Origin of the sequence: Pseudomonas sp. NDM (assembly GCF_003105095.1) — a bacterium.
Lineage (GTDB): Bacteria > Pseudomonadota > Gammaproteobacteria > Pseudomonadales > Pseudomonadaceae > Aquipseudomonas > Aquipseudomonas moraviensis_A.
The window spans coordinates 1-26503 of sequence record NZ_QETJ01000026.1; the positions used below are offsets into that span (position 1 = coordinate 1).

At 60.6% G+C, this 26503-nt stretch carries 26 protein-coding genes; all 26 read right to left on the reverse strand.

From position 1 onward, the window contains the following. Window positions 1-80: 80 nt before the first annotated feature. A complete protein-coding gene (locus DCO47_RS08695) occupies window positions 81-1448 on the reverse strand; it encodes a flagellar hook-length control protein FliK (RefSeq protein ID WP_116657922.1) in 1368 nt (455 codons plus the stop codon). Between the two features lie 105 nt (window positions 1449-1553). Further along, on the reverse strand, window positions 1554-1901 hold the full coding sequence (locus tag DCO47_RS08700; RefSeq protein WP_083353307.1) for an Hpt domain-containing protein: 348 nt from the start codon (window positions 1899-1901) through the stop codon (window positions 1554-1556). Between the two features lie 30 nt (window positions 1902-1931). Then, window positions 1932-3635: a fused response regulator/phosphatase gene (locus DCO47_RS08705; RefSeq protein ID WP_116657923.1), complete on the reverse strand. Its 1704-nt coding sequence runs from the start codon at window positions 3633-3635 to the stop codon at window positions 1932-1934. A 5-nt stretch (window positions 3636-3640) separates the two neighbouring features. Beyond that, complete coding sequence (locus tag DCO47_RS08710; RefSeq protein ID WP_064362063.1) at window positions 3641-3946, reverse strand: STAS domain-containing protein; 306 nt, start codon at window positions 3944-3946, stop codon at window positions 3641-3643. 191 nt (window positions 3947-4137) lie between these two features. Beyond that, window positions 4138-4587 carry a flagellar export protein FliJ gene (fliJ, locus tag DCO47_RS08715; RefSeq protein ID WP_064362064.1) on the reverse strand — a complete coding sequence of 150 codons (450 nt, stop codon included), beginning with the start codon at window positions 4585-4587 and terminating at the stop codon, window positions 4138-4140. A gap of 6 nt (window positions 4588-4593) precedes the next feature. Then, window positions 4594-5952: a flagellar protein export ATPase FliI gene (gene fliI / locus DCO47_RS08720; protein WP_039761176.1), complete on the reverse strand. Its 1359-nt coding sequence runs from the start codon at window positions 5950-5952 to the stop codon at window positions 4594-4596. Continuing rightward, window positions 5942-6748 (reverse strand): flagellar assembly protein FliH, encoded by an 807-nt coding sequence (fliH, locus tag DCO47_RS08725; protein ID WP_064362065.1) that lies wholly within the window; start codon window positions 6746-6748, stop codon window positions 5942-5944. Before fliH ends, fliI begins: the two co-directional genes overlap by 11 nt. A gap of 4 nt (window positions 6749-6752) precedes the next feature. Further along, window positions 6753-7772, reverse strand: coding sequence for a flagellar motor switch protein FliG (gene fliG, locus DCO47_RS08730; RefSeq protein ID WP_039761172.1), 1020 nt, complete (start codon window positions 7770-7772; stop codon window positions 6753-6755). After that, entirely contained in the window at window positions 7765-9552 is a 1788-nt protein-coding gene (gene fliF, locus DCO47_RS08735) for a flagellar basal-body MS-ring/collar protein FliF (RefSeq protein ID WP_042607530.1), read from the reverse strand. Before fliF ends, fliG begins: the two co-directional genes overlap by 8 nt. Window positions 9553-9566: 14 nt before the next feature. Continuing rightward, complete coding sequence (gene fliE, locus DCO47_RS08740; RefSeq protein WP_016771081.1) at window positions 9567-9896, reverse strand: flagellar hook-basal body complex protein FliE; 330 nt, start codon at window positions 9894-9896, stop codon at window positions 9567-9569. Window positions 9897-10024: 128 nt separating this feature from the next. Then, on the reverse strand, window positions 10025-11407 hold the full coding sequence (locus tag DCO47_RS08745) for a sigma-54 dependent transcriptional regulator (protein WP_064362094.1): 1383 nt from the start codon (window positions 11405-11407) through the stop codon (window positions 10025-10027). Between the two features lie 5 nt (window positions 11408-11412). Then, window positions 11413-12624, reverse strand: coding sequence for a PAS domain-containing sensor histidine kinase (locus DCO47_RS08750; RefSeq protein WP_042607529.1), 1212 nt, complete (start codon window positions 12622-12624; stop codon window positions 11413-11415). Window positions 12625-12734: 110 nt separating this feature from the next. Then, window positions 12735-14210: a sigma-54 dependent transcriptional regulator gene (locus DCO47_RS08755; protein ID WP_041479014.1), complete on the reverse strand. Its 1476-nt coding sequence runs from the start codon at window positions 14208-14210 to the stop codon at window positions 12735-12737. Between the two features lie 172 nt (window positions 14211-14382). Further along, a complete protein-coding gene (locus DCO47_RS08760) occupies window positions 14383-14679 on the reverse strand; it encodes a hypothetical protein (protein ID WP_042607528.1) in 297 nt (98 codons plus the stop codon). 11 nt (window positions 14680-14690) lie between these two features. Beyond that, on the reverse strand, window positions 14691-15089 hold the full coding sequence (gene fliS, locus DCO47_RS08765; RefSeq protein ID WP_041479013.1) for a flagellar export chaperone FliS: 399 nt from the start codon (window positions 15087-15089) through the stop codon (window positions 14691-14693). A 129-nt stretch (window positions 15090-15218) separates the two neighbouring features. Continuing rightward, entirely contained in the window at window positions 15219-16673 is a 1455-nt protein-coding gene (fliD, locus tag DCO47_RS08770) for a flagellar filament capping protein FliD (protein WP_042607527.1), read from the reverse strand. Window positions 16674-16755: 82 nt separating this feature from the next. Next, window positions 16756-17112, reverse strand: a complete 357-nt coding sequence (locus tag DCO47_RS08775) for a flagellar protein FlaG (RefSeq protein ID WP_042607526.1) — start codon at window positions 17110-17112, stop codon at window positions 16756-16758. Between the two features lie 72 nt (window positions 17113-17184). Continuing rightward, window positions 17185-18036, reverse strand: a complete 852-nt coding sequence (locus DCO47_RS08780; RefSeq protein ID WP_042607525.1) for a flagellin domain-containing protein — start codon at window positions 18034-18036, stop codon at window positions 17185-17187. Between the two features lie 242 nt (window positions 18037-18278). After that, window positions 18279-18545: a hypothetical protein gene (locus tag DCO47_RS08785; protein WP_042607524.1), complete on the reverse strand. Its 267-nt coding sequence runs from the start codon at window positions 18543-18545 to the stop codon at window positions 18279-18281. Continuing rightward, on the reverse strand, window positions 18542-19831 hold the full coding sequence (locus DCO47_RS08790) for a motility associated factor glycosyltransferase family protein (protein WP_116657924.1): 1290 nt from the start codon (window positions 19829-19831) through the stop codon (window positions 18542-18544). The genes DCO47_RS08785 and DCO47_RS08790 overlap by 4 nt, the downstream gene beginning before the upstream one ends. Before the next feature lie 87 nt (window positions 19832-19918). After that, on the reverse strand, window positions 19919-20845 hold the full coding sequence (locus tag DCO47_RS08795; protein WP_042607522.1) for a ketoacyl-ACP synthase III: 927 nt from the start codon (window positions 20843-20845) through the stop codon (window positions 19919-19921). A 227-nt stretch (window positions 20846-21072) separates the two neighbouring features. Continuing rightward, entirely contained in the window at window positions 21073-22125 is a 1053-nt protein-coding gene (pseI, locus tag DCO47_RS08800) for a pseudaminic acid synthase (RefSeq protein WP_116657925.1), read from the reverse strand. Further along, window positions 22118-23623, reverse strand: coding sequence for a UDP-2,4-diacetamido-2,4,6-trideoxy-beta-L-altropyranose hydrolase (gene pseG, locus DCO47_RS08805; protein ID WP_116657926.1), 1506 nt, complete (start codon window positions 23621-23623; stop codon window positions 22118-22120). Before pseG ends, pseI begins: the two co-directional genes overlap by 8 nt. Then, window positions 23620-24315, reverse strand: a complete 696-nt coding sequence (gene pseF, locus DCO47_RS08810; protein ID WP_116657927.1) for a pseudaminic acid cytidylyltransferase — start codon at window positions 24313-24315, stop codon at window positions 23620-23622. The genes pseG and pseF overlap by 4 nt, the downstream gene beginning before the upstream one ends. A gap of 6 nt (window positions 24316-24321) precedes the next feature. After that, window positions 24322-25485 carry a UDP-4-amino-4,6-dideoxy-N-acetyl-beta-L-altrosamine transaminase gene (gene pseC, locus DCO47_RS08815; RefSeq protein ID WP_116657928.1) on the reverse strand — a complete coding sequence of 388 codons (1164 nt, stop codon included), beginning with the start codon at window positions 25483-25485 and terminating at the stop codon, window positions 24322-24324. After that, window positions 25482-26483, reverse strand: a complete 1002-nt coding sequence (gene pseB / locus DCO47_RS08820; RefSeq protein ID WP_064362069.1) for a UDP-N-acetylglucosamine 4,6-dehydratase (inverting) — start codon at window positions 26481-26483, stop codon at window positions 25482-25484. The genes pseC and pseB overlap by 4 nt, the downstream gene beginning before the upstream one ends. Window positions 26484-26503: the final 20 nt, after the last annotated feature.

Here is a 26503-nt window from a genome sequence, read left to right on the forward strand (position 1 = left end):
GGTGTGTCAGTCAACGAGTCCGCTAACTGACACACCGCAATCGCGAGCAGGCTCACTCCTACAGGGGGGACTGTGCTTTATCAGGCGTAATAGTCGACCGCGCTGGTACCGATGACGCTGGTGGTCTGCGCCGCCACTTCAGCCACAGTGGCCGGTGCCAATTCTTCATCCGCCGAATCCAGACGCCCGCCGGCGGCGCTGGTGCGTCCGGTGTGGCCCTGCTGCGCCTGTTCCTGGCCTTGCTGGCCCTGCCAGCCACGGTTCTGGTCGGCGACGTTGACGTCGACCTGGCCCATGCCCTGCTGGTTGAACATGTCGCGCAGGCGATGCATCTGGCTGTCGAGCGCTTCACGCACGCTCGGATGCGCGCTCATGAAGGTCACCTGGGTCTGCTGATCGGGAACCATGTTCACGCGGATATCCAGACGCCCCAGTTCAGCCGGTTGCAACTGAATATCGGCGGCCTTGAGGTTGACGCTGGACAGATACATGACGCGGTTGACCACTTCTTCGGTCCAGCCGCTCTGGTGCATGGCGATCGGCTGATTCACCGGCAGCGCATTCGCGGTTTTTGGCGTCGCGGCCTGAGTCAATGCCGCCAGACGGTTGGCGAAGTCGTCGACGCGGGTATCGCTGGTGGCTGATTTCAGATCCTTCAGACCATCATCGATCAGCCCGCTAAAGGCTTTTTCGCCACCTTGGCTGGTGCTGTCCTTGTCCGCCTGGACGTCGAGCATGCTGGCCATGCCGGCGGCAAAGTTCTGCGCAGCGGTCAGTTCGCCGTCGGCCTGAGCCTGAGCGGGAGAGGCTTTCGGTTGTGCCTGACTGGCGGCAGAAATATGCCCGCCCTGCTCCATCGCCATGCGCACGGCCGGCATCGAGTCGAGCGGGTCGGCCGAGGGATCGAAATCGCTGTCGGTAGCCGCCGGATCTTTGACCATGCCCGGCACAGCAGTCAATGCAGGTGTCTCAGTCTCCGGCTGGGCTGGCGCCGCGACTACCGGGGTTTGCACGACAGGCGCTGCGACCAATGGCTGGACGACTTGAGCCACGGCTGGATCCAGCGCCGGGTCTACAGGCGCGATATCGACCACTGGGGTTTGTACGGTTTCAGCGGTGTCATCGGCAGTGGCAGCTGCGTCGTCACTCGCCGCCGCTTTGTCCGCAGGCAACGCTTTGCCGCTATCGGCAACTGCTGGCTCGGGCGCGGCAGACTGATCTTTGCCGATATCCTTTTTGCCGCTGTTGTCAGCGACCTTGTCGCGTGCCGGTTTGACTGAATTATCGGCGCTGGCGGCAGGCTTGGCCGGCGCTTGATTGGCGAACACTTTGGCGAAGCTCGAAGCCTTGTCCCCGGCGTCTGCGGCCATTGCCGATGATTTGGCAGAGGCGGCTTGCGCCTTGGCCTGGGCGGCGGTCTGAAGAAGAATGTTGGGGGTCGCAGGCATGACACGGTCTCCGCTGCACTGGGATCGTAGGTACAGTTGAGCAAGATGACTGCAAGTGCCGGGCCAGTTTGGCCAGGCACTTGCGAAAAACGCCGGAAGGCGGCTTCAGTGGGTATGGGCGTGGTGTTTTTCGTCTTCGTACACGGGGCGTACGTCGGCGAACTCGGAATGGATGTCGGCAACCAGCTGAGCGAGTGCTTCCGGGCTTTTGTCCTTGGCATTCGACTCCAGGTCCTGGCACAACTCAGCGAGTCGAACCGCGCCCATGTTGCAGGCGCTGCCTTTGAAACTGTGGGCACAACTCATTAGCTGATCGGCGTCTTTGGTTGCGCGCAAGTTGCTCAAGCGCTCCTCAGAGTCATTCAGAAAAGTATCCAGAAGCTCTGGATAATCGCCCTCCATTACCTCGCGCAAGGTATCGAGAACATCGCGATCTACATGTAGGTCAGTCACTTGCTCACTCCTTGATCAAGAATGGGCGGATTATGCCTCAATCTCCCAGAAAAACTCCACGCTGGCACTACGACCTTGGTCCGACCAACTGGCGTTGTGCCCCAGTTGCCGGACCAGGCTGATGCCGCGTCCCGACAGGCGGACATTGTCCAGGGGCCGCTGCATGACCCGCGCCACATCGAAACCCTTGCCACTGTCCTCGACCCGGATGACCAGACGCCCGCCCTCGCCTCGCGGTTGCACCTGCAGATGCACCCGCACGAAACCCTCCTGCAGCGCCTCCAGGCGTGCCGCACGCATTTCGTAGTAGCGGGCAAACCCGGCCGCATCGCGCTTGAGGCTGGAATCGAGCCCGAGCACGCCATGCTCCAGCGCATTGGAATACAACTCGGCGAGTACGCTGTACATGGCTCCGCTTTGCGAGCGCAGGCAGTGCACCTCAAGCAACAACTGCAAGAGAAATGGCAGCGGATTGAAGCGCCTGAGCGTGGCACCGCGAAACTCGAAACTGGCCGACCAGTCCAGCGGGCACGACTGGCCGCTGTCCGAATACACCGGTGCCGCGCCGTGGGCCTGCGTCGACTCGAGCGGGCTGACCTCGACCATGCTCACGTCATCACGGGCCTGTCCGCGAAAATCGCGCAACGCCTGCTCGATGTCCTCGAACAGCCGATCCGGCTCGCTATTGGCGGCAAAGACCTGCTGCAAACGCTCGACACCGAACAACTGGTCATTGGCATCGCAGGTATCGATCACCCCGTCCGATAACAGAAACACCCGATCATCAACGGCCATCGGATACACATCCGTGCGGTCATCGAAGGCCTGCGCACTGAGAATTCCCAACGGTAAATGCCGCGCTGGCAGCGGCACGCGCTCGCCACTCGCCATGCGGTGCAAGTAACCGTCGGGCATGCCGCCGTTCCACACCTCCACCGAGCGGCTCTGGAAGCTCAGACAGAGCAACGTGGCGCAGCAGAACATGTCCACCGGCAGGATGCGCTTGAGCTTGGCGTTCATCTCGCGCAGGGTTTCGGCCAGACCGTAGCCCTTGGCGGTCATGCCGTAGAACACTTCGGCCAGAGGCATCGCGCCGACTGCCGCCGGCAAGCCATGCCCGGTGAAATCGCCGAGCATGACGTGCATGTCACCGGCCGGCGTGTAGGCCGCCAGCAACAAATCGCCGTTGAACAGTGCGTACGGCGATTGCAGGTAACGGATGTTCGGCGCACTCAGGCAGCCAGAATGCGCAACCTTGTCGAACACCGCTTTGGCCACGCGCTGTTCGTTGAGCAAATAGTCGTGATGTCTGGCGATCAAGTCGCGCTGCTGCAGAACCGTCGCCTGCAGCCGGCGCAAGCGATCCATCGCCTTGATTTTGGCGGCGAGGATCACCTGGTTGTACGGCTTCGCCAGAAAATCGTCGCCGCCGGCCTCAAGACAACGGGCCAGCGCTTCGCTCTCGGTCAGCGAGGTAAGAAAAATGATTGGCACCAGCGCCTCGCCCGCCAGCGCCTTGATCTGCCGCGCCGCTTCAAAGCCGTCCATCACCGGCATCAGCGCATCCATCAGCACCAGATCGGGTTGCTGCTTTTGGAACGTATCGACCGCTTCAGCACCGTTGGCGGCCGTCAGTACCTGATGGCCCTGACGACGGACGATGGTCGACAGCAGCAACCGGTCGGCGGCGCTGTCTTCGGCGATGAGAATGGTCAGCGGCTCTTGCGCCTGCATGGGCGTCAACTGATGTCGAAGAGTTTGTCGAAGTTGGAAATCGCGAGGATTTTCTTCACATCGGTGCTGCTGTTGACGACGCGGATATCCGACTCGTCGCCCCCCGCGTGATCACGCAGCAGAAGCAGCATGCCCAGCGCGGAGCTGTCGAGGTAAGTGGCCTTCTTCAGATCCACCACTATGGATTCAGGCTTCTCGTTGAGTCGCTCATAGGACTCGCGAAATTCCTGATGCCGACCGAAATCGAACCGACCCTCGATCGAAATCGTGAGTTTTTTCCCATCTTGAGAGACTTCTGTAACGACTGACATTGACTGGCTTCCTTGTCATTGACGAACCTGTACAAGGTTTAGCAGCTGGATAGGGTTGGGGCAAGGCGCAACGCTGGAACAGGTGTGGGAGCGAGCCTGCTCGCGAATGCATTCTGTCTATTGACTACAGGGTTGACTGACACGGCGCTTTCGCGAGCAGGCTCACTCCCACAGGGGTTTGGCGGTGAGGTTTAGAAGGCATCACGCCGCGGCAAACGCTGCGACAGTTCATCCAGCAGCTTCTGCTCGCGTTTGTCTTCGAGGCGTTGCGCTTCTTCGCGATAGCGCTGCACCAGTTTGCGCAAACCTTCGACGCGGGCGAACGCCTGTTGCCATTCCTCACGCGCTTTGTCGAGCTTGTTCTGGTGCCAGACCAGGCTCTGCCGTTGCTGATCGACGGCGGTGTCGAGTTGCGCCAGAAAGCCCTGAAAACCCAGCAGCCACTGCCCGGTCACGCCGGTGCTGCCGCGCACGATCCATTGCTGCGAGTAATCCAGACGAAAGGCATTGAGGTCGGCCAGTTTGCTTTCCGCAACTTTGACCTGACCCTGGAAATAGCCCAGTCGTTGCACGGCGGCTTTTTCGGCCTTCTCGGCCATTTCCACCACCGGCGCCAGGCGCGCTGCTCGGCTGACGGCCATGGCCGGTTACCCGCCCGCCGCTGGGGCGAACAGGGTTTCCAGGTAGGCCTGGCTTTCACCCATGGTGATTTTGTCGTTGAGGCCCTGGCGCTGATACCTGACCAGTTGCGGTTGCAGGGAAATCGCCAGATCGGTCTCGCGATCACCGCCGGCGACGTAAGCGCCGACGCTGATCAGATCGCGGCTCTGCTGATAGCGCGACCACAACTGCTTGAAGTACTGCGCACGCTGCATGTGATCCGGCGAAACCACCGCCGGCATGACCCGGCTGATCGAGGCTTCGATGTCGATCGCCGGATAGTGACCTTCCTCAGCCAGGCGCCGCGACAGCACGATGTGGCCGTCGAGCACGCCCCGCGCCGAGTCGGCAATCGGATCCTGCTGGTCATCGCCTTCGGACAGAACGGTGTAGAACGCCGTGATCGAACCGCCGCCCTTCTCCGCGTTACCGGCGCGCTCCACCAGTTTCGGCAGTTTGGCGAACACCGAGGGCGGATAGCCTTTGGTCGCCGGCGGTTCGCCGATGGCCAAAGCGATTTCCCGCTGGGCCTGGGCGAAACGGGTCAGCGAGTCCATCAGCAGCAGAACGTTCTTGCCCTTGTCGCGGAAATATTCGGCGATGCGCGTGCAATACATCGCCGCACGCATACGCATCAGCGGTGCATCGTCCGCTGGTGAGGCGACTACCACCGAACGCTTGAGGCCTTCTTCACCGAGGATGTGCTCGATGAATTCTTTAACTTCGCGTCCACGTTCACCGATCAGGCCGACGACGATGATGTCGGCCTCGGTGAAGCGGGTCATCATGCCCAACAGCACCGATTTACCGACACCGGTACCGGCGAACAGACCCAGACGCTGGCCACGGCCGACGGTCAGCAAACCGTTGATGCAACGGATGCCGACGTCCAGCGGCACGCTGATCGGGTCACGGTTGAGCGGGTTGATTGTCGGGCCGTCCATCGGCACCCAGTCTTCGGCTTTCATGCCGCCCTTGCCGTCCAGCGCGCGGCCGGCGCCGTCGAGCACTCGGCCGAGCATGCTCATGCCCATCGGCAGCCGACCGGTGTCGGCCAGCGGCACCACGCGGGCGCCCGGGGCGATGCCGGCGACGCTGCCCACCGGCATCAAAAATACTTTGCTGCCGGAAAAACCCATGACTTCCGCTTCCACCTGGGACGGGTGATAGCTGTCGTCATTGATCACCATGCAGCGGGTGCCCATGGCGGCGCGCAGCCCTTCGGCTTCCAGGGTCAGACCGACCATGCGCAGCAGCCGACCTTCAAGGATCGGCGCGCCCGCAATCTCGGTGGCCTCGGCGTAGGTGCTCAGGCGCTTGGCGAAGCTGGTGCGTTCAAGGCGCATCGCTGGCGTCCGCGCGCGGCTCGTCGGAGTCGACAGGCGCTGGGGTGTCTTGAGGAATTTCCAGGCTCAGGTCAGGCGTTGCCGGGTGCAACGCTTGTTCGTGCAACTGGTCGAACAGTTTGGCCATGACCTGAGTCACCCGCGATTCGACGCTGGCATCGATGCGACTGTGCTCGGTTTCAACCCGGCAGCCGCCCGGCAACAGCGACTCGTCTTCGACGATGCGCCAGGTTTCTTCGTGGCGTTCGCGCAGGGCTTTGACCTGGGCGAAGTCCTGCGGATTGACGTACAGGCGCACGTTTTCCACGCCCAGCGGCAACAGCTTGAGGGCATCGCGCATGACGTGTTCGATCTGCGTCGAATCGATGGCCAGTTCGCGCTTGATCACCTGTCTGGTGATGTGCTGCACGAGGTCGACCAGCGACTTTTCAATCTGTGTGTCTTGCTCGGCGATCGGCTCGAACAGGTTGCCCATCAAAAGCTCAAGGCTGGCGATTTTCGCCGCCAGCGCTGTTTCGGCTTCCTGACGCACCTTCAGCGTGGTGCTGTGAAAACCTTCCTTTTCGCCAATGGCGAAACCCTCGTTGTAAGCCTCCTGACGGATGCTTTCGAGTTCTTCCAGAGTCAGTGGCTGGACTTCTTCCAGCGGCACTTCTTCCATTTCCGGCGGTTCGGGTTCCGGCTCAGGCTCGGGTTCCGGTTTTGGCGGATCGAAGCTGGGCATCGCCCAGGATTCGAAGCCGCGAACATCGCGGGCGCGGATCAGATCCGTCACAGACTCGTCAGGCTTATCCATGGGCTTAGATCATTTCCTCGCCGCCCTTGCCACCGAGCACGATCTCGCCGGCTTCGGCCATACGACGGGCGATGGTGAGGATTTCCTTCTGCGCGGTTTCGACATCGCTGACGCGCACCGGGCCTTTGGCCTCGAGGTCGTCGCGCAACAGTTCGGCGGCACGCTTGGACATGTTCTTGAAGATCTTTTCCTTGACGCCTTCGTCCGAGCCCTTGAGGGCCAGTACCAGCACATCGGAAGAGACTTCGCGCAACAGCGCCTGAATGCCACGGTCATCGACGTCGGCAAGGTTGTTGAAGACGAACATGAGGTCTTCGATCTGACCGGACAGGTCTTCGTCGACTTCGCGGATCGAGTCCATGAGCTGGCCTTCGATCGAGCTGTCGAGGAAGTTCATGATGTCGGCCGCACGCTTGATGCCACCCAAGGTGGTGCGCGAGGCATTCGAGTTGCCGGAGAACTGTTTCTCGAGAATCTGGTTGAGTTCTTTCAAGGCTGCCGGCTGCACGGTGTTCAACGACGAAACGCGCAGGATGATGTCCAGACGCACCTTATGGTCGAAGTTGCCGAGCACTTCACCGGCCTGATCCGGGTCGAGGTACGCGACCACGATTGCCTGGATCTGCGGGTGTTCGTAACGAATGACGTCGGCGACGGCGCGCGGCTCCATCCATTTCAGACTGTCGAGGCCGCTGGTGTTGCCACCGAGCAGGATGCGGTCGATCAGGCCGTTGGCCTTGTCTTCGCCCAGGGCCTGGGTGAGCATCTTGCGCACGTAGTCGTCGGAACCGACGCCGAGGCTGGTCTGATCGCCGACGATGTCGACGAACTCGCTCATCACCTGCTCGACCTGCTCGCGGTGCACGTTGCCCATCTGCGCCATGGCCACGCCAACGCGCTGAACCTCTTTGGGGCCCATGTGGCGCAGCACTTGCGCGGCATCGGTCGAACCCAGGGACAGCAGCAGAATCGCGGCTTTGTCGACCTTGGTCAGTTTGACGGCGGCGGCTCGGTTATCACTCATCTGCGTTAATCCACTCTTTTACGACCTGAGCCACGCGACCCGGGTCTTCAGCTACCAGACTCTTGATTGCATTCAGCTGCGCGTCATAACCCTCGCTCGGGCTCGGCAACAGAATGCTCTGCGGACCACCGAGGCTCACGCGGTCGTTGGCCAGGTCGCCGTCCAGGCCGCCCATGCCACCGAGTTCCACGTCGCTGCCCAGACCGGCCAGCTCCTTGCCTTTGCCGCCGCCGGTGATGTTGTTGAGCACCGGACGCAGCACACCAAACACCAGTACGAGGATGAACAGCACACCCAGCACTTGTTTGACGATGTCCCAGAACCATGGCTGGGAGTAGAACGGAATATCGGCAATCACTTCACCGCGCTCGGCGGAGAACGGCATGTTGATCACGCTGACGCTGTCACCACGGCTGGCGTCGAAACCGACGGCGTCCTGCACCAGACGCGTGAAGCGCGCCAATTCGTCGGCGCTCCACGGCGCACGGCTGGTTTCACCGTTGGCCGGGTTGATCTTGACCTGATCATCGACCACCACCGACACCGACAGGCGATTGAGACGGCCCTGCTGCTGTTTGGTGTGGCTGATCGAACGGTCGAGTTCGAAGTTCTTCGTCGATTGTTGACGCTTGTCGGCCGGATACGGCGCGAGCATCGGCTGGCCGGTGGCCGGGTCCATGATCTGCTGACCGTTGGCGTCAACCAGTGGCTGACCCGGCTGGATCATGCCGGCCGGTGCGGCGGTGCCACCGGTGGTCTGCGGCGCCGACGCTGGCGACGGTGGCTGGTTGCTCAGGGCACCCGGCACACCTTGCGGGCCATTGCTGGCGGTGCGTTGTTCGTTGACCGACTGCTCGCTGCGCAACGCCGGTTGGTCCGGGTTGAACTGCTCGGCAGTCGATTCGACGGCATTGAAATCGATGTCGGCGGAAACTTCCGCTTTGTATCGATCATTGCCCAATACCGGCTGCAGAATGTTGTGCACGCGTTGGGTGAGCATGCTTTCCATGCGGCGGCTGTAATCGAACTGCTTGCCGGCCATGGTCATTTCCGAGTTCTCCGCCTGATCGGAGAGCAGATTGCCCTTCTGATCGACGACGGTGATCTGCGATTTGCTCAACTCCGGCACAGACGTCGCGACCAGGTTGATGATCGCTACCACCTGACCCGGCTCCAGCGAACGCCCGCTATACAGCTCGACCAGTACCGAAGCGCTCGGCTTGCGCTCGTCACGGACGAACACCGAGCTCTTCGGAATTGCCAGGTGCACGCGGGCACCCTTGACGTTGTTGAGGCTGGAGATGGTGCGCGCCAGTTCGCCTTCGAGGCCGCGACGATAACGGGTCGCTTCCATGAACTGACTAGTGCCCAGACCCTGTTCCTTGTCGAGGATTTCGAAACCGATATTGCCGTCGCTGGGAGTGACACCAGCGGCGGCGAGTTTCATCCGCGCACGGGACAGGTCGTCGGCCTTGACCAGCAAGGCGCCGGAATTGGGTTCTACGTTGTAGGGAATGTCAGCGGCGGCCAGGGTTTCCATGACCTGCTTGGCGTCCAGGCCGGCAAGGCTGCCGTACAGTGGACGGTAATCCGGCTGCTGCGACCACAGCACCACGGCAAAGCCAATCGCCACGCTCGCAGCCAGGCCGACCAACAGGCCGACCTGACGCAGCACGGTCATCTGGGAAAGGTTTTCCAGAAAGGACAGGCCGAACAGCGGCGGTTTGCCGTCGATCGGGGTGGCCTTGGCCGGAACGTTATCAGCGACTGCTTCTGCCATGACTTATTTCGCCCTTAAACCGGCATCTGCATGATGTCTTGGTAAGCCTGGACCAGCTTGTTGCGCACCTGGGTCAGAGCCTGGAACGACACGCTGGCTTTTTGCGATGCGATCATCACGTCGGTCAGGTCGACACCGCTCTTGCCGATCTCGAACGCATTGGCCAGTTGAGTCGACGCCTGCTGGGTATCGCTGACTTTATTGATCGCCTGACCGAGCATGTCGGAAAAGCTGCTGCCGGCAATTTCAGGGACAGCGGCAGTCGATTTACGCGCAGACATGGCATCCACTTTCATGGCCTGCATGTCCATCATCAACCGATTAAATTCAATACCTTGGCTCATGGTCTACTCTCTTGGGCGGCCCGCAATTTTTTGACACTCACTCGGCGGGTACACAGGTATTAGCAACAAGGGTGCCAGCTCATGGGCACCCTTCTGAGAAAAGCATCTGGAATGTTTTGCAGCTTCCGTCAGGTGGCGAACAGATAGCCTTCGACGTCCATCCCGGCGTCGCGCATTTGCGCCAGTTTGTAGCGCAGGGTGCGGGGGCTGATGCCGAGCTTTTCGGCAGCTTCCTTGCGGCGGCCACGCTCGGCGCGCAGGGTGTCGATGATCATCTGAAACTCCCGGCGGCGCAGGTCGTCGCCCAGGGCTCCGGTGGAATCCGCCTCGATTTCCACCTCGCGCATCACCGGTGCCGCGACCGGCAACGGCGCAAATGTCACCGCACCGCTCAGGCAGAAATCCTGCGGCTGGATCAAGCCGCCCTGCTGCAGAATCAGCGCGCGCTGAATGGCGTTATCCAGCTCACGCACGTTGCCCGGCCACGGGTACTCGGTCAGGCAGGCTTGTGCTTCGGGGGAAAGCTTCGCCGCAGCGTGCTTCATTTTATTGACGTGTTTGGCCAACAACTTTTCCGCCAGCGGCAGGATATCGGCAGTGCGCTCGCGAAGTGGACGCCAGGCCAGAGGAAAAACCGACAAGCGGTAAAACAGGTCTTCACGGAAGCGCCCCGCTGCCACTTCGCCAGCCAGATCACGGTTGGTCGTGGCGACCACGCGGATATCCAGACTGATCGGCTTGCGTGCGCCCACGCGCTCGACTTCGCGCTCCTGCAGGACCCGCAACAGTTTGGCTTGCAGACCCAGCGGCATTTCGGAAATTTCATCGAGCAGAATGGTGCCACCGTCCGCTTGCTCGAACTTGCCGGCTTGCGAGGCGATAGCGCCGGTGAACGAACCCTTTTCATGCCCGAACAGTGTCGCTTCGAGCATGTTGTCGGGAATCGCCGCACAGTTGATCGCAATAAATGGCTGACTGGCCCGCCGCGATTGCTGGTGAATGTAGCGCGCCAATACTTCTTTACCGGTGCCGGACTCGCCGGAGATCAGGACAGTCGAATCACTGCGCGCGACTCGTGCGGCCAGTTCAAGCAACTGCGCACTGGCCGGCTCGACAGCAACGGGGCCCTCCGCTTCGCCAGCATCAATGCTGCCCAACGCGTGCCGGGCCACCAGATCAAGCAACGCTTTGGGTTCGAACGGCTTGACCAGATAATCCGCCGCGCCCTGGCGCATGGCATCGACCGCACGCTCGACTGCGCCGTGGGCGGTCATCAGCAGCACCGGCAATTGCGGTTGGCGCGCGCGCAGCAGGGCAAGCAATTGATGGCCGTCCATGCCCGGCATGTTGACGTCGCTGACCACCAGACTGAAGGCTTGCTGCGCGACGGCCGTCAGTGCTTCTTCGGCGCTGCCGACGGCGTGATAGTCGTGGCCGGCGAGCAACAGCGTATCGGCCAGCGCTTCGCGCAACGAACGGTCATCCTCGACCAGCAACACCTTGATGCCCATGACGATCATTCAACTCCCTGTGCAGCGGAAAACAGCGGCAGGCTGACCTGCGCGCAGGTACCGCGCCCGACCCGCGAACGCAGGGTCAATTCTCCCTGATGGGCACGCGCCACCGCTTTGACCACGGTCAGGCCAAGACCGGTCCCGGTGACTTTGGTAGTAAAAAAAGGCTCGCCGAGGCGCGCCAAAACTGTCGGCTCAATGCCGCTGCCGCTGTCGCTGACACACACGCGCAGGGTGTTGCCTCTGGTGTAGCAATGCACTTTCAAGCGCGCCTCGCCGGCGCTGGCCTGGATGGCGTTTTCAATCAGATTCAGCAGTGCGCCGACCAGCGTGTCACGGTTGCACAGCAGCTCACCGGCATGGCTGTCGCACTGCCAGCGAATCGGCAGATCCTGCACGTGGGTCAGCGCCGCGGCCTGCAGCGATTGCATCAATGCATCGGGGGTCAGGCGATCGGTCAGGGGCAATTCACCACGGGCGAACACCAGCATGTCGCGCACTTGATGCTCGAGTTCGTGCAGACGCTCTTTCAGGCGTCCGGCAAAGCGCTGCTGGGTTTCCACCGGCAATTGCTGCTCAGTCAAATGACTGGCGTAAAGCAAAGCGGCGGACAGCGGCGTGCGAATCTGATGCGCCAGGGACGCAACCATGCGCCCCAGCGAAGACAACCGCTCGTGCCGTGCCAGTTGATCTTGCAGATGACGGGTTTCCGTCAAGTCATTGAGCAGCACCAACTGCCCCGGCTCGGCGTCCAGCGAGCGGGTGGAGATCGACAGGCGTCGACCGTTTTTTAGAGAGATTTCATGACCGTCGTCTTCACGCGGAGCGAAGCAGCGTGCGATCACATGGCGCCAGAGCTCGCCTTCGAGTGGCGAGCCAAGCAGGTCGATGGCGGCCGGGTTGGCTTCGCGCACCAGACCGTGGCCGTCGATAACGATCACGCCGCCGGGCAACAGGTCGAGGAGGTTTTGCAGGCGATTGGCCAGGCGTTCTTTTTCCGCCAGCTCCTGCATGCGCTGGGCGCTGACCACCGCCAGCTCACCCTTGAGCTCGGTGACGCGCGCTTCGAGCAGACTGTAAGAGTCAGTCAGCTGGCTCGACATCTGGTTGAACAGCTGAAAGGCCTGCTCAAGTCCCTGACGACTTGCCTGCTCTACGGACGAGGGTTGCCCCACGATATTGGAGGCAGAAGAGATCTGGGCGGCTTGGGGCATTGGGCTCTCTCGCTTGGCTGACCGTCAGTGAAACGGAACGTTGCGAGGGCTATAGCAATACCCGTGCCTAAAAAAAACCGCTTATAAATGAAGCGGTTGAAAAACAGGCGTCAATCATCCGCCTGTTCATCTCCTCCAGCGCGGCTCATGCCGTACTTGCGCATCTTCTCGACCAGCGTGGTGCGACGAATACGCAGACGCTCAGCAGCACGGGCGACAATGCCATTGGCATCGTCCAGCGCCTGCTGAATCAGGCCCTGCTCCAGGCCACCGAGGTAGTCCTTGAGGTCCAGACCTTCCGGCGGCAGCAGTGCGTTGGCGCTGAAGTCCGGAGTATGACCATTGATCGCCACGCGCTCTTCAAGATCGCTACGCAGACTGTCGACCATTTGCTCGTCTTCGTCGTCGACGTAGCGGAATTTCTTCGGCAGCTCGACCACGCCGATTACCCCGTACGGGTGCATGATCGCCATACGCTCAACGAGGTTGGCCAGTTCGCGGACGTTGCCCGGCCAGCCGTGACGGCACAGCGACATGATCGCCGCGGAGTTGAAACGGATCGAACCACGCTTCTCGTGCTCCATGCGCGAGATCAGTTCGTTCATCAACAGCGGGATATCTTCGACACGCTCGCGCAGCGGCGCCATCTCGATCGGGAACACGTTCAGGCGATAGTAGAGGTCTTCGCGGAACGAGCCGATCTCGATCATGCTTTCGAGATTCTTGTGGGTCGCGGCAATGATGCGCACGTCGACGCTCTGGGTCTTGTTGCTGCCCACGCGCTCGAAGGTGCGTTCCTGCAGCACGCGCAGCAGCTTGACCTGCATAGGCAGCGGCATGTCGCCGATTTCGTCGAGGAACAGCGTGCCGCCGTTGGCCAGTTCAAAGCGTCCGGCACGGCTGGTGATCGCACCGGTGAAGGCGCCCTTCTCGTGGCCGAACAGTTCGCTTTCCAGCAGCTCAGCAGGGATCGCCCCGCAGTTGACCGGCACGAACGGCGCGTCGCGGCGCTTGGAGTGGTAGTGCAGGTTGCGCGCGACCACTTCCTTGCCAGTGCCGGACTCGCCGAGGATCAGCACGCTGGCGTCGGTGTCGGCCACCTGCTGCATCATCTGACGGACGTGCTGGATCGCACGACTGGTGCCGACGAGGCTGCGGAAAAGATTGGGTTCGCGATGACGGCCGCGTTCACGGGCCTGGTCGTACATCTCGCGATAGACCTGAGCGCGGTGCAGCGAATCGAGCAATTTGCTGTAGCTGGGCGGCATTTCCAGGGTCGAAAGTACGCGACGACGCTGGTCTTCAGGCAGGTCAACGGAAGAATTATCGCCCATTAACAAAACCGGAAGGAACTCATCCCAGGTTGCGAGTGTCTTTAGCAAGCCCAAAAGCGCGCCAGGAGCATTGACGGTCCCGATCAGTACGCAAATGACCTCACGACTAGACGACAAAGAGCCGACTGCCTGCTGCCAGTCATGGCTGCCGCAGGGTAAATTTTCTTCGCCAAGAAAATTCAAAATCACCGCCAGGTCGCGGCGGCGGACGCTATCGTCATCGATCAGCAGAATTTTGGTTTCACGCCACATGCAATAGCAACTTCCCTAGTCAACTCAATGCCCGAAAAATAAGGCAAGCGAGACGCTTGCAGGACACCATGTGCCTGTAGACGCCCTAAACCTGATAATAGCCACTAGTTAAGTCAAAAAACCGTGCACAGTCAAATTTATGGCGCACATCTCTGGTTCAACTGACGGTTAATCAACCAAACAGATGGTAAACCTTTGCAGCCTTTTGCGCTTGGGTGATCTGCGACATCTCGTTGGCTATCGCCTGCCGCTCGCCCATTGCCACCTCAAGAAGCTCTTTGTACACATGCAGCAGCTCCTCAAGGTTGTCGCGTAGCGCAACTTCATCCATCGAAGCTTCCGCCATGACGTCTTCCATGCAGGAACGGCAAGCCAGATCCAGCTCGCCAATGGCTTCCCAGTTTCGCTCGGCCAGAGCACCGACCAACGCTTCACGGGTATCGGCTATTCGCTGCAATACAAGACTCATGGTGATCTCCTTCAGAACTGCGGAGCCGGCACAGGCGCGATGGCGTCCCAGCCTTCTTTGACCGTTGTCAGCAGGCCGGCCACTTCGTCGAGGACACGTGGATCGCTGCTGATATTTGCTTCGGCAAGGCGCTTCATCATGTAGATGTACAGGCCATCCAGATCGGCCAGCGCCTCTGCATTATTTTCGAGATCGAGACCTTCGCGCAGGCCACTGACGATGCCGATAGCCTTGCTGATCGCCGTGCATTTGCCGGGGATGTCCTTACGCTCGATGGCGCCTTTGGCCTGAGCAATACGGGCCAGGCCACCTTCCATCAACATTTGCACCAGGCGGTGCGGGCTCGCTTCGGACGTCTGCGCGTGCGCGCCGACTTTCTGGTATTGCCGAAGGGCTAACATCGGGTTCATGTTCTACCTCATTGCCACGTTGACTCGTATAACCAGTGTATCGCCAACCGGTCCGAAAACTTTAGATCAAAAGACAAAAACCCGGCGCACGCCGATAAAGCGTAGCCGGGTTTTTGTCGTGACTGACTGTTACTTCGCCGACTGCTGCGCGTTCAGCGAGCTGAAGAACGAGGTGATGTTGCTCGCCGTTGCCTTCATCTGCCCGACCAGCAAGTCCATGGCATTGTACTTGGCGGTCAATGTCTTGGTCAGGTTGGCGACACGCAGATCCAGCGCCAACTGCTGGTTGGTCAGATTGCGTGTGTTGTTATTCAGAATGGCGAGGCGCTGATCCAGCAAACCGGTTGTGACCTTGCCACCCACCGGCGCCTTGAGGTACGGATCAACCGCCTTGCTCATACGTGCCAACAGGCCGTTGGTATCGTTGGTCCCGGTAAACAACTGCTGAACCTGCCCCGTCATTCCGGGCTGGTCCATGGTCTTGTTGAAGGCGGCGGTATCGAAGGTCAGGTTACCGCTGGTGCGGTCGGTCATTACACCCAATTGCGACAGCACAGACAGGGGGCCGCCTGCACCTGGAGCCGTCAGTTCAGCACGAATATCGGCTATCAGTGTCCGCGGCAGCGAATCGCCCGTGAATGCAGCCTGCACGGTCAGCTTGCCATCTTCATCCGGCGTCGCCTTGGACAGGGTATCGATGGTTTTCTTCAGCGTGTTGTAAGCGTCGACAAACGACTGGATCGATGTCTGCAACCCTTTGGTGTTGGCATCAACACTGACGACAGTAGGCGCGCCATTGGCTGGCGTGACCGAAGTGAGATTCAGGGTCAGCCCGCTGATTGCGCCGCTCACCGTATTACTCTTGCTGGTTACTGTCAGCCCGTCGATGGTCAGCTGGGCGTCTTGTGCTACGCCGTTGACAGCACCCGAAGCGCCTGCCGCCGGACTGGTTCCCAGCGGCTGAGTGCCATCGATTTCCAGACCGGCAATGCCGCTGACGGTAAGGTCAGAACCGGCGCCGGTCTTGCTTGAGCTGATCACCAGGCGCGAGGACCCGCTGCTGTCGGTAACAATGTTCGCAGAGATTCCGTTAGCGCCTTGAGCTTTGTTGATCGCGTCACGCGTGCTCTGCAAGGTCGCGCCAGCCGGGATGTCGACGTTGTAATCAGTGCCATTCTGACTGATTTTCAGGGTACCACTCGGAATGGCACTGGCGGCACCGCCGGCGAAAGAAGCACTGGCTATTTTCGAACCCGTGGCCAGTTTGCTCACAACAACATTATATTTTCCCGAAACTGCGGTGCTGTCGGACGTGGCGCTGAGGATATCCGCGTTACCCGAAGTCGCCGTGAAGCCGGCAAACGCAGGATTGGTTTTGCTGCTCAGATTGGTCATCGCGGTCTGGAATGCGGTCAGCGCACTCTTCAACGACCCGACACCAGAAATTTTCAGGCTGTTGGTTTTGGTCGCAGAATCGATTTGCGTCTGCTTCGGCGATTTGTCGGCGTTGACCAGCGCGGTCACGATCGCGCCGATGTCCAGGCCGGAACCCAGTCCGGAACCCGGTAGAATTGGACTTGCCATGTGCATCTCCCTTCAGATTGTTGCCATTCTTTTGACCGTTACAGGCGTCTTGAGAACGAGCAAACACTATTCATGCCATTTATCAGACTTTGGCGTCGAACAACACGTGGCTTGCGTTGGCGAGGCTGTCCGCCAGTTTGAGGGCTTCAGCGGAAGGAATCTGTCGAACAACTTCACCCGTCTCGCTCGCGATCACCTTGACGATGACCTTGCCGGAATGCTCGTCAATCGAGAACTCCAGATTACGCTTGATCGACTGGACGAATTTTTCGATCTCTTGCACCGCCAGTTTCAACTTGGCGCCGTCCGAATCCTGATCCTTGGCAGCGACCGGCGCTTCAGTCTTTTGGACTTTAGGCAGCTCTGACGTTTTGTCAGCAACCGGTGGCACTGGCTTGGGAGCCGGATAAGACACGTTAAGCTTCACGCTCATGTCCATGCCCATCACCTCTTAACGAAAAAAAGCGAGAGAGCACGACCAGCGCACTCCCCCGCTCAAACCTGTTCCGAATTACTGAAGCAGTTTCAGTACAGCGGAAGGCAGTTGGTTGGCCTGGGCCAGAACCGAAGTGGAAGCTTGCTGCAGAGTTTGCTGCTTGGTCAGGTTAGCAGTTTCTGCGGCGAAGTCGGTGTCCTGTACACGACCCTGAGCAGCGGTGGTGTTTTCAGTGATGTTCTGCAGGTTGGAGATGGTGCTGGTCAGACGGTTCTGCGAAGCACCGAGGCTGGCACGGGTTGCACCGATTGCAGCGATAGCGGCGTCGATTGCAGTGATCGCGCTGTCGATGGCAACGGCTGCGTCAGACGGGCTGGCGCCGGTCAGGGCCAGAGTACCGCTACCAACCGACAGGCTGACGGCGTCGAACTTGGAGCTCAGTACCAGGTCGATGTGGTTAGCCGAACCAGTGTTTGCGCCCACTTGCAGAGTCACAGTACCAGCCGAACCGTCCAGCAGGTTCTTGCCGTTCAGGTTGGTCGAAGCGGAGATACGGGTGATCTCGTCCGACATCTGAGCGAATTCAGAGTTGGTAGCGGTCTGGTCAGCGGTGCCGTTGGTACCGTTACGGGCTTTAACAGCCAGTTCACGCATACGCTGCAGGATGTCGGTAGTGGCTTGCAGAGCGCCTTCAGCGGTCTGGGCAACGGAGATACCGTCGTTGGCGTTCTGGATGGCCTGGGTGTTACCGCGGATCTGCGAAGACATACGGTTGGAGATCTGCAGGCCAGCGGCGTCGTCTTTGGCGCTGTTGATTTTCAGGCCGGAAGACAGGCGCTGCATCGAGGTGGACAGAGCGTCGGAAGCGCGGTTCAGGTTTTTCTGAACGTTCAACGATGTGGTGTTGGTGTTTACTGTTAAAGCCATGACGAATTCCTCGTTGGTTGGGTACTGCGGCTTCCGGCCCTGGCAACCGCCGGGTATGGCCTAGAGAACCTTCGTAATAGTTATCGTCGGGTTTGCAGGTTGCTTGAGGGCTTTTTGAAAAAATTTTGCCATCACCACGCCACCCCCGAGAAAACAATGACTTAGCTGTACTTCAACCGCATAAAAATGACGTCATAAAACTGCCTGTCACGCAAAGCCGCGGGCCAGTGCTGCGCAGCAGTTCAGCGCCTGGCACTTTCCAGCAATTCAACCAGTTCGTATTCCATAGAGTCGGCCAGTCCCAACCAGTCCTGGCGCTCCTGGCAATCGAGCATTTGCATGAGCACCTGCGCCCACGCCTGCTGGATCTCTATTGGGGCAGACGACAGACATTGCTGGGCCTGTTCGAACACATCGACCATGGTCAACGCCGCTTCTACGTCACGCCCCAGACGAAACAATGCAGCGCATTGGCGACACTGATCCTGACTGTGATTCAGCGCACTCATTGCACGAACTCCGGATTGAAAGCGGTGCCGGCGATCAGCGCGCCGGCGCGGCTGCTGTTGAGAAATTCGACCTGTGGATGCGCGGCGATGTAGCGCTCCAACACACACAGATAGCCGCGAAAATTCAGCTGGGTACTGACGCGCTGACCATGGCCATCGCGCACCCAGTGCCGCGCCTGGGCCAGCGGCGGGCCCAAATCGCCGTCGCCCCAACCGGCGTGAGTCTTGTTCATCGGGAAGGCGAAGTCGGCGCCAAACAAAGTGATTCGGGGCGCGCCCATTTTTACCGCGAGGTCCACCGCCGGATGGATCACGCTGCCGCCGACGTGCAGCTCGCCGCGTGGATACTGTTCTTTCAGCTCGGCATAGATCGGGCTGGCCGAATAGCCGCCATAGCGCTTGCCCTTCCATGCCTTCAATATCTGCGGATCGCTCATCGGCAGGTACACCAGCGTAATGCCGTCAGACTTCTCGAAGGGCAAATGCCGAAAGCCGATGCGTTGATCGATGCTTACCACCAGATCAGGCACGATGCCGTGTTCGCGCAACGGCCGATAAGCGGTATCAACACAGATGAACAACGGCCGCTCGGCAAGCTGACCAATCGCCGCCAGACGTTCGAAATGCTGCTCCAGTGTCGGCCCGGTGGCGATTACGTAGACTTCGCGGCCAGCGCAGCTGCCGAACAATTGCGCCACATCGGCATCGCCAAGCAACACCGGCAGACATTCCTGCAAGCGCTGCCGGATTTCCGGTGACTGCGGATCGAAATCGCGGTTATTGAATGTCAGGTGCACTTCATTGATCAGCCGGTCGCGAATCTTCGCATTGAAGTCATCGGCCAGCAGCATCTCGGCCGGCAGGGCAAAAAACGGCGTGAAGAAGTCCGGGTGATCGCCGGCGTAAAACAGTTCGACCCGAGGGTCCTGTAGCCACTGGCGCTGATCGAGCAGTTGCAGCACCAGCGCGAACAGCGCGCCATTGAGGATGTGTACGTACAGGCGCTCGAGCCCCGCGCGCTCGAGCAGCACACCGGGCAAGTCGCCCAGGCCGGTGCCATAGACGTGCAGTTGCGGTTTTTCCGGCAGGCTCGCTGCCTGAATCTTCGCCTCATGCAGGCGATCATGGCGGCTGGTGAGCTGAATGCCGTCGACGCTCAGCGTCGAGCCCAGCCCTTGCACGAGTTCGGCCTGCACGGACGCGCTGTCTTCAGCCATCAATCGCTCGAACAGCGCCGGCCAGCGCCGTTGCAACACCTCGGCATTGGCTTGGAAAAACTCGCTCATGGCGCCTCGCGCTCCTTCTCGGGCAAAAAAATAGCGTTCAAGGTTAACCTTGAACGCTATTTTTGTATCAGTGGTTTTTGCTGCAGTTTACGGACGATAGATGATCGCCGAGCCCCACGACAGGCCAACACCAAAACCGCTCAGCGCAACGCGCTGCCAGTCGGAGTCGAGCACGTGCTTTTCCAGAAGCAGCGGAATGCTCGACGACACGGTGTTGCCGGTCTCGACCATGTCCTTGATGAATTTCTCCGGCTCGCCTTCGAAGCGTCGCGCCACGGCGTCGACAATCGCCGCGCTGCCCTGGTGAATGCAGAATGCATCGATGTCATCGGCTTTCAGCCCCGAATCGTCAAGCAGTTCATGCAAGTGCGCCGGGACTTTCAGCAATGCGAAATTGAAGACCTGACGACCGTTCATGAAGAACACGCCGTTGCTGACTTTCAGGTGCGGTGCCCCGGAACCGTCGGTGCCGAACTTGGCCTTGCCGAGCGCCCAGGTCGGGTTTTCGCCCATCCACGTGGCGGTGGCGGCATCGCCAAACAGCATGGTGGTGTTGCGGTCTTCCGGGTCAACGATTTTCGAATACGGGTCCGCGGTGATCAGCAGGCCGTTCTTCAGGCCGGCGGCTTCCATGAAGCCCTTGATCGCGTAAATGCCGTAGACATAACCGGAGCAGCCCAGAGAAATGTCGAACGCTGCAACATTGGTCGGCAGGCCGAGTTTGTCCTGGACGATGGCAGCGGTGTGCGGCAGACCTTCTTCGTCACCGTTCTGGGTGACGACGATCAGAGCATCGATGGATTCACGTTTCAGTTCAGGGTTGCTGGCAAACAGCGCATTGGCCGCTTCCACGCACAGATCGGAGGTTTCCTGCTCAGCGTCTTTGCGCGGCAGGAACGCCGAACCGATCTTGCCAAGGATGAATTCTTCATCCTTCTCGAATTTTGCACCTTGTGCGTAATTGTCCACGCCGGCTACAGGAACGTAGCTCGCAATGCTTTTTATGCCAATCATTACGGCTTCCCAATAAAAAACAGCCCAAAACCACCGCTCGCAAGGATTCGAGGGGCGCCGACAAACAGAAAACGGCCGCCACAACGGGCAGCCACGGGAAGCGCAAAGGGCTATCACTGGAACCGCAAAACGGGCCAGGCGCCATCTCCCCGGTCAATACAATACAGTGAAGATGCGCGTTATGACTCGCAGGTCACGCTATTTTGCCGAATCGATGGCAGATTGGCTTATTCGATCAGCGACCAATCCAGTGGCGTACCACGCTTGATCGCGGTGCGCGCGCGGCGTCCGAGAACGGCATCGGTGTGCTTGGGCGGCAGACCGAGGCCAGGACGGATGGCGCGCAGATTGTCCCCGGTAAAGGCTTCACCGGCGGCCATGTCAGCGGTGACGTACAGCGAACGGCGATAGACCAGCGACTTGCGCTCAGCCTCGGTCACGCCGTAATGCACCTGCCCCATGGCCTGCCAGGCACGTTCGGTTTCGACGACCAGACTGGCCAGTTCCGCCGGTTCCAGGGAAAAGCTCGCGTCGACGCCACCGGCCGAACGATCGAGGGTGAAGTGCTTTTCCACCACCGTCGCGCCCAGCGCCACCGCCGCCACCGATACGCCAACGCCCATCGAGTGATCCGACAGCCCCACCTCGCAGCCAAACAGCTCACGCAGATGCGGGATCGTGCGCACGTTGCTGTTGAGTGGCGTGGCCGGATAAGTGCTGGTGCACTTGAGCAGGACCAGATCCTTGCAGCCGGCCTCGCGTGCGGCGCGCACGGTTTCATCCAGTTCGGCGATGCTGGCCATGCCGGTGGAGATGATCAGCGGTTTACCGGTGGCGGCGACACGGCGGATCAACGGCAGATCGGTGTTTTCAAAACTGGCGATCTTGTACGCCGGCACCTCGAGGCTTTCGAGAAAATCCACCGCGCTGTCGTCGAACGGCGTCGAGAACGCGAGCATCCCCAACTCCTTGGCTCGAGCAAAAATCGGCGCGTGCCATTCCCACGGTGTGTGGGCTTTTTCATACAAATCGTAGAGCGAAGTGCCGGCCCACAGACTGCCGGGATCCTTGATGAAGAATTCGCCTTCAGCCAGATCCAGGGTCATGGTTTCGGCGGTGTAGGTTTGCAGCTTCAAGGCATGCGCACCACCCTTCGCAGCAGCCTCGACGATTTGCAGGGCGACATCGAGAGACTGGTTATGATTGCCACTCATCTCGGCAATGATGAACGGCGGCGCGTCGGCACCAATCGTGCGGTGGCCAATCTTGAAACTAGACATGCGAGTGATCCTTCAAAACACGGCTGAACGCGCAGGTTTCCTGGATGAACCCGGCGTCGCGGAAGACTTTCAATGAAGACTGATTGGCGGGCATGACCCGGGCATTGATGCGCGTCAATTGCGGCCAGTGCGCAGCGACGAACGCTTCGCCACGGCTGAGCACTGCCCTGCCCCAACCGAGGCCGAAACGCCCTTCCAGCAGATAGATCGACACTTCCGCTTCGAATCCGCGCAAGTCGTAGCGCAGCACCCCGACCGGGCCGTCATCCGCCTCGGCGATCAACAGCAGCCGCTGCGGATTGCGCAAACTTGCCATCAACCAGTTCAGGTGCTGCGGCCAATCGATCACGCCGGATTCCAGCGACCAGCGCCGCACCGGCTCGGCATTGCGCCCATCGAACAGCAACTGCGCATCGTCCAGCGTCGCCGGGCGCAGTTTCAGTACCGCGCCGGCCAGCGCCGCCGCCACGCGTTCGGCACCGCGTCCGTCGACCAGTTGCCGCGAGCGCGCGGCGAGGCTCTGGCGCAGAAAGTGATTGTCCATCACAAAGCCGACCGCATCGCGCAGTTGCTCGACGCTGACCTGCTCGCGCGCACCCATGAACACATGCGCGCCGGCCGCCGCCATGACTTCACCGTTGGCCTGCTGATTGTTCGCCACAGCGATGCAGATGGTCGGCAAGCCGAGCGCCGCACGCTCCCAACTGGTGCCGCCGCCGGCGCCGATAAACAGATCGGCTTCAGTCATGCGTTGATGGAAATCGCTGACGAAACTGTGCAGGCGCCAGTTCGGCCGTGTCTCGGCCAAGGCCTGCATCTGCGCCCACGCCGGGTTGTCGGCGCCCGCGACGAAATCAACCTGCAACTCAGTGAAATCAGCCAGCGCCAACATCGCGTGATGAGTCTGCATCGCCGCGTCGAAACCGCCGAAATTCACCAGCACCCGCCGCGCCTTCGGTTTGATCTCGATGGCTTCGCAGTTGAATTCTTCACGGAGCATGGCGTAGCGCGGACCGAGCAAGGTGCGACAGCCCGGCGGCAGCAGCGGCGCGTAGTTTTCACTTAAGCCGGACAGGTTCTGATTGAGCAGCAGATCGACGCTGTAGCGCCGCGTCGCCAGATCATCCACCGCGGCGATTCGATGCGCCCAGCGCCGGGCAGCGGTTTGCCAGTGATGGTCTAGGCCGTAGTGGTCGGCGATGATCCAGTCGAACGGCGCCTGCCCATCCAGCATCAGGCCCAGCGCATCAATGTCGAACTGCCACGGCAACATCGATTCGATGGCCTGCAGCGGGTCTTCATCACGATAGCGCTCGGGCAGCGCGAAGGTCTCGAAGCCTTCGGCATTCAAGGCTTCGAGTCGATGTCCCGGCAAGCGCCGACAGGCAAACGCAACATGACTGCCCTGCCCGCGCAACACTCGCGCCAGCGTCAGGCAGCGGGCGATATGGCCGCTGCCGATGGCCGGCGAAGCGTCGGCACGGATCAGCACTCTCATGGCAGTTCTCCGCCGGCCTTGAGCGCGGCGTACAGGTATTCGGCGCGTTGCCAGTCTTCGGGGGTGTCGATGTCCTGAACCAGATGGCGCGGCAGGATAACCGGCAGGCTGGCTGGCGAGAACAGCGTCTCGCCGCGCAACCACGCTTCGCTGCGCCCCCAGTAAAACTGCCCGGCATCCTGAAACGCTTCGGGCAGATCCTGCGAACGGGTGGTGCGAAACTCCGGATAAAGCGACATCAGGGCGCCCTCCTCGTTGAGGGTCAGCGCACGCTGCACGGGAAACCCGAAGCCGCACACCGAGAAAGCGAACGACTTGTGCGGATGCTGCTTGAGCAATTCGAGGCCCTGACGCAGGTAGCGCACTTGCAACAGCGGTGCCGTCGCATACAGGCAACAGGCGTAATCGAATGCCGGCAGCTGCTGCAGGGCATGCACGATCACCGCAGCGGTACCGGTGAAATCATCCGCCAGATCGGCCGGTCGCATGAACGGCACTTCGGCGCCGTGCGCCCGTGCGACGTCGGCAATTTCCACATCGTCGGTACTGACCACCACGGCGTCGAACAGCGCTGATTCCAGCGCCGTGCGAATCGAGCGGACGATCATCGGTACGCCGTCGAACGGTTTGAGATTCTTGCGCGGGATGCGCTTGCTGCCACCACGGGCGGGGATGATCGCGACGCAGCTCACGGTGCCTTACTCCTCAAGCAGCAGCCGGCGCAGTTGCTCGACCACCTGATCCTGTTGTTCTTCGCTGAGCAAAGGGAACAGCGGCAAGCTGATCGCCTCGGCGTAATAGCGCTCGGCCTCGGGGAAATCGCCCTCGGCAAAACCCAGCTCGCGATAGTACGGCTGCAGATGCACCGGAATATAGTGCAGATTTACGCCGATGCCGGCGGCGCGCAAACCTTCGAACACCTGGCGATGACTGAGGTTGCAGCGCTCGGCCTGCAAACGCACCACGTACAAGTGCCACGCCGATTCGGCCTCCGGCTGCGCACTCGGCAAGGTCAGCGGCAGGTAGGCGAGCAACTGATCGTAACGCGCTGCGAGTTCGCGGCGCCGTGCGACAAATTCGTGGAGCTTGCGCAGTTGTGACAGACCCAGCGCCGCTTGCAGATCGGTAATCCGATAGTTGAAACCCAGCTCGACCTGCTGGTAATACCACGGCCCGTGACTGGGCTCGGTCATCTGTTCTGCATCCCGGGTCATACCATGGCTGCGCAGGCGTCGCAGACGTTCGGCCAGCGCCGGGCGATTGGTCAGGACCATGCCGCCCTCGGCGCTGGTGATGATTTTCACCGGATGAAAACTGAACACCGTCATCGCCGCGAATTCACCACAACCGACCGGACGCCCGGCGTAGCTCGCGCCCACTGCGTGGGAGGCGTCTTCGATCACGGTGAAGTTGTAGCGCACCGCCAGATCGGCAATCTTGCGCAGGTCACAGCTCTGCCCGGAGAAGGCAACGGCGACGAGGACTCTCGGCAGCGTGCCGTCGCGCTCGGCCTGTTCGAGCTTTGCTTCAAGCGCGAACGCATCGAGGTTCCAGGTCAGCGGATCGATGTCGACGAAATCCACCTCGGCGCCGCAGTAGCGCCCGCAATTCGCCGAGGCGAGAAAGGTATTAGGCGAAGTCCACAAGCGATCGCCCGGCCCCAGACCCGCCGCCAGACAGGCAATGTGCAGCGCCGCCGTGGCATTGCACACCGCCACGGCAAAATCCGCCTGACAGCGCTCGGCCATGGCCTGCTCGAAGCGTTCGATGGTCGGCCCCTGAGTCAGCCAGTCCGATTGCAACACCTCGACCACCGCATCGATGTCTGCCTGATCGAGGCTCTGCCGACCGTAAGGGATCATACCGACAGCTTCGCGTGCAGATCGGCGATCTGCCCGACCGAAAGAAAATGCGGGTTGGTATCCGAGCGATACTCGAAATCCTCGCCCACGGCACGGCCACGTTCGCCAAGTTTATCGACGGCGAAATCGACATCGACGCTGGTAAAACGAATCGACGGCTGAATCGTGTAGTGGTCGTCAAACTCAAGGGTCATCCGCGCATCGTCCAGCGGCACCATCAGCTCATGCAGCTTCTCGCCGGGACGGATGCCGACGTTCTTGTGCGGCAAATGCTCGGCCATGCCCCGCGCCAGATCGACGATGCGGATCGACGGAATCTTCGGTACGAACACTTCACCGCCGTGCATGCGCGCGAAGCTGTCGAGGACGAACTGCACGCCGTGATCGAGGGTGATCCAGAACCGCGTCATGCGCTCGTCGGTGATCGGCAGCTCCTGCGCGCCGTCAGCGATCAGCTTGCTGAAAAACGGCACCACCGAACCGCGCGAGCCAGCGACGTTGCCGTAGCGCACCACAGCGAAACGGGTCTGCTGCTCGCCGGCAATGTTGTTGGCGGCGACAAACAATTTGTCCGAGAGCAACTTGGTCGCACCGTACAGATTGATCGGGCTGGCCGCCTTGTCGGTGGACAGCGCGACGACCTTCTTCACGCCATTGTCGATGGCGGCGGCGATGATGTTCTCCGCGCCATTGACGTTGGTGCGGATGCATTCGGTCGGGTTGTATTCCGCCGCCGGCACCTGCTTCAACGCAGCGGCATGGACGACGTAATCGATGCCGCGCATGGCCTGACGCAAGCGCTCGGCGTCACGCACGTCACCGATGAAATAACGCATGCATGGCGCGTTGAACGTCTGCTGCATCTCGTACTGCTTCAGCTCGTCGCGAGAGAACACCACGACGCGCTTGGGCTGGTATTGCTCGAGCAAGCGGCGAATGAAGTTACGGCCGAACGAGCCAGTGCCGCCGGAGATGAAAATCGATTGTCCGTTGAACATGTGGTGATTCCTGTCCGGCC

Bases quoted from the DNA above. Each gene is read 5' to 3' on its own strand.
- fliD (WP_042607527.1), bottom strand. From the start codon at position 16,673: ATGGCAAGTCCAATTCTACCGGGTTCCGGACTGGGTTCCGGCCTGGAC.
- pseG (WP_116657926.1), bottom strand. From the start codon at position 23,623: ATGAGAGTGCTGATCCGTGCCGACGCTTCGCCGGCCATCGGCAGCGGC.
- fliI (WP_039761176.1), bottom strand. From the start codon at position 5,952: ATGCGCCTTGAACGCACCAGCTTCGCCAAGCGCCTGAGCACCTACGCC.
- fliJ (WP_064362064.1), bottom strand. From the start codon at position 4,587: ATGGCCGTCAGCCGAGCAGCGCGCCTGGCGCCGGTGGTGGAAATGGCC.
- DCO47_RS08795 (WP_042607522.1), bottom strand. From the start codon at position 20,845: ATGATTGGCATAAAAAGCATTGCGAGCTACGTTCCTGTAGCCGGCGTG.
- pseC (WP_116657928.1), bottom strand. From the start codon at position 25,485: ATGATCCCTTACGGTCGGCAGAGCCTCGATCAGGCAGACATCGATGCG.
- fliE (WP_016771081.1), bottom strand. From the start codon at position 9,896: ATGAGCCAAGGTATTGAATTTAATCGGTTGATGATGGACATGCAGGCC.
- DCO47_RS08785 (WP_042607524.1), bottom strand. From the start codon at position 18,545: ATGAGTGCGCTGAATCACAGTCAGGATCAGTGTCGCCAATGCGCTGCA.
- DCO47_RS08750 (WP_042607529.1), bottom strand. From the start codon at position 12,624: ATGCCCCAAGCCGCCCAGATCTCTTCTGCCTCCAATATCGTGGGGCAA.
- DCO47_RS08755 (WP_041479014.1), bottom strand. From the start codon at position 14,210: ATGTGGCGTGAAACCAAAATTCTGCTGATCGATGACGATAGCGTCCGC.
- DCO47_RS08790 (WP_116657924.1), bottom strand. From the start codon at position 19,831: ATGAGCGAGTTTTTCCAAGCCAATGCCGAGGTGTTGCAACGGCGCTGG.
- pseI (WP_116657925.1), bottom strand. From the start codon at position 22,125: ATGTCTAGTTTCAAGATTGGCCACCGCACGATTGGTGCCGACGCGCCG.
- DCO47_RS08710 (WP_064362063.1), bottom strand. From the start codon at position 3,946: ATGTCAGTCGTTACAGAAGTCTCTCAAGATGGGAAAAAACTCACGATT.
- fliG (WP_039761172.1), bottom strand. From the start codon at position 7,772: ATGAGTGATAACCGAGCCGCCGCCGTCAAACTGACCAAGGTCGACAAA.
- DCO47_RS08780 (WP_042607525.1), bottom strand. From the start codon at position 18,036: ATGGCTTTAACAGTAAACACCAACACCACATCGTTGAACGTTCAGAAA.
- DCO47_RS08760 (WP_042607528.1), bottom strand. From the start codon at position 14,679: ATGAGTCTTGTATTGCAGCGAATAGCCGATACCCGTGAAGCGTTGGTC.
- pseB (WP_064362069.1), bottom strand. From the start codon at position 26,483: ATGTTCAACGGACAATCGATTTTCATCTCCGGCGGCACTGGCTCGTTC.
- DCO47_RS08775 (WP_042607526.1), bottom strand. From the start codon at position 17,112: ATGGACATGAGCGTGAAGCTTAACGTGTCTTATCCGGCTCCCAAGCCA.
- fliS (WP_041479013.1), bottom strand. From the start codon at position 15,089: ATGAACCCGATGTTAGCCCTTCGGCAATACCAGAAAGTCGGCGCGCAC.
- DCO47_RS08745 (WP_064362094.1), bottom strand. From the start codon at position 11,407: ATGGGCATCAAGGTGTTGCTGGTCGAGGATGACCGTTCGTTGCGCGAA.
- fliF (WP_042607530.1), bottom strand. From the start codon at position 9,552: ATGGCAGAAGCAGTCGCTGATAACGTTCCGGCCAAGGCCACCCCGATC.
- fliH (WP_064362065.1), bottom strand. From the start codon at position 6,748: ATGGATAAGCCTGACGAGTCTGTGACGGATCTGATCCGCGCCCGCGAT.
- DCO47_RS08705 (WP_116657923.1), bottom strand. From the start codon at position 3,635: ATGCAGGCGCAAGAGCCGCTGACCATTCTCATCGCCGAAGACAGCGCC.
- DCO47_RS08695 (WP_116657922.1), bottom strand. From the start codon at position 1,448: ATGCCTGCGACCCCCAACATTCTTCTTCAGACCGCCGCCCAGGCCAAG.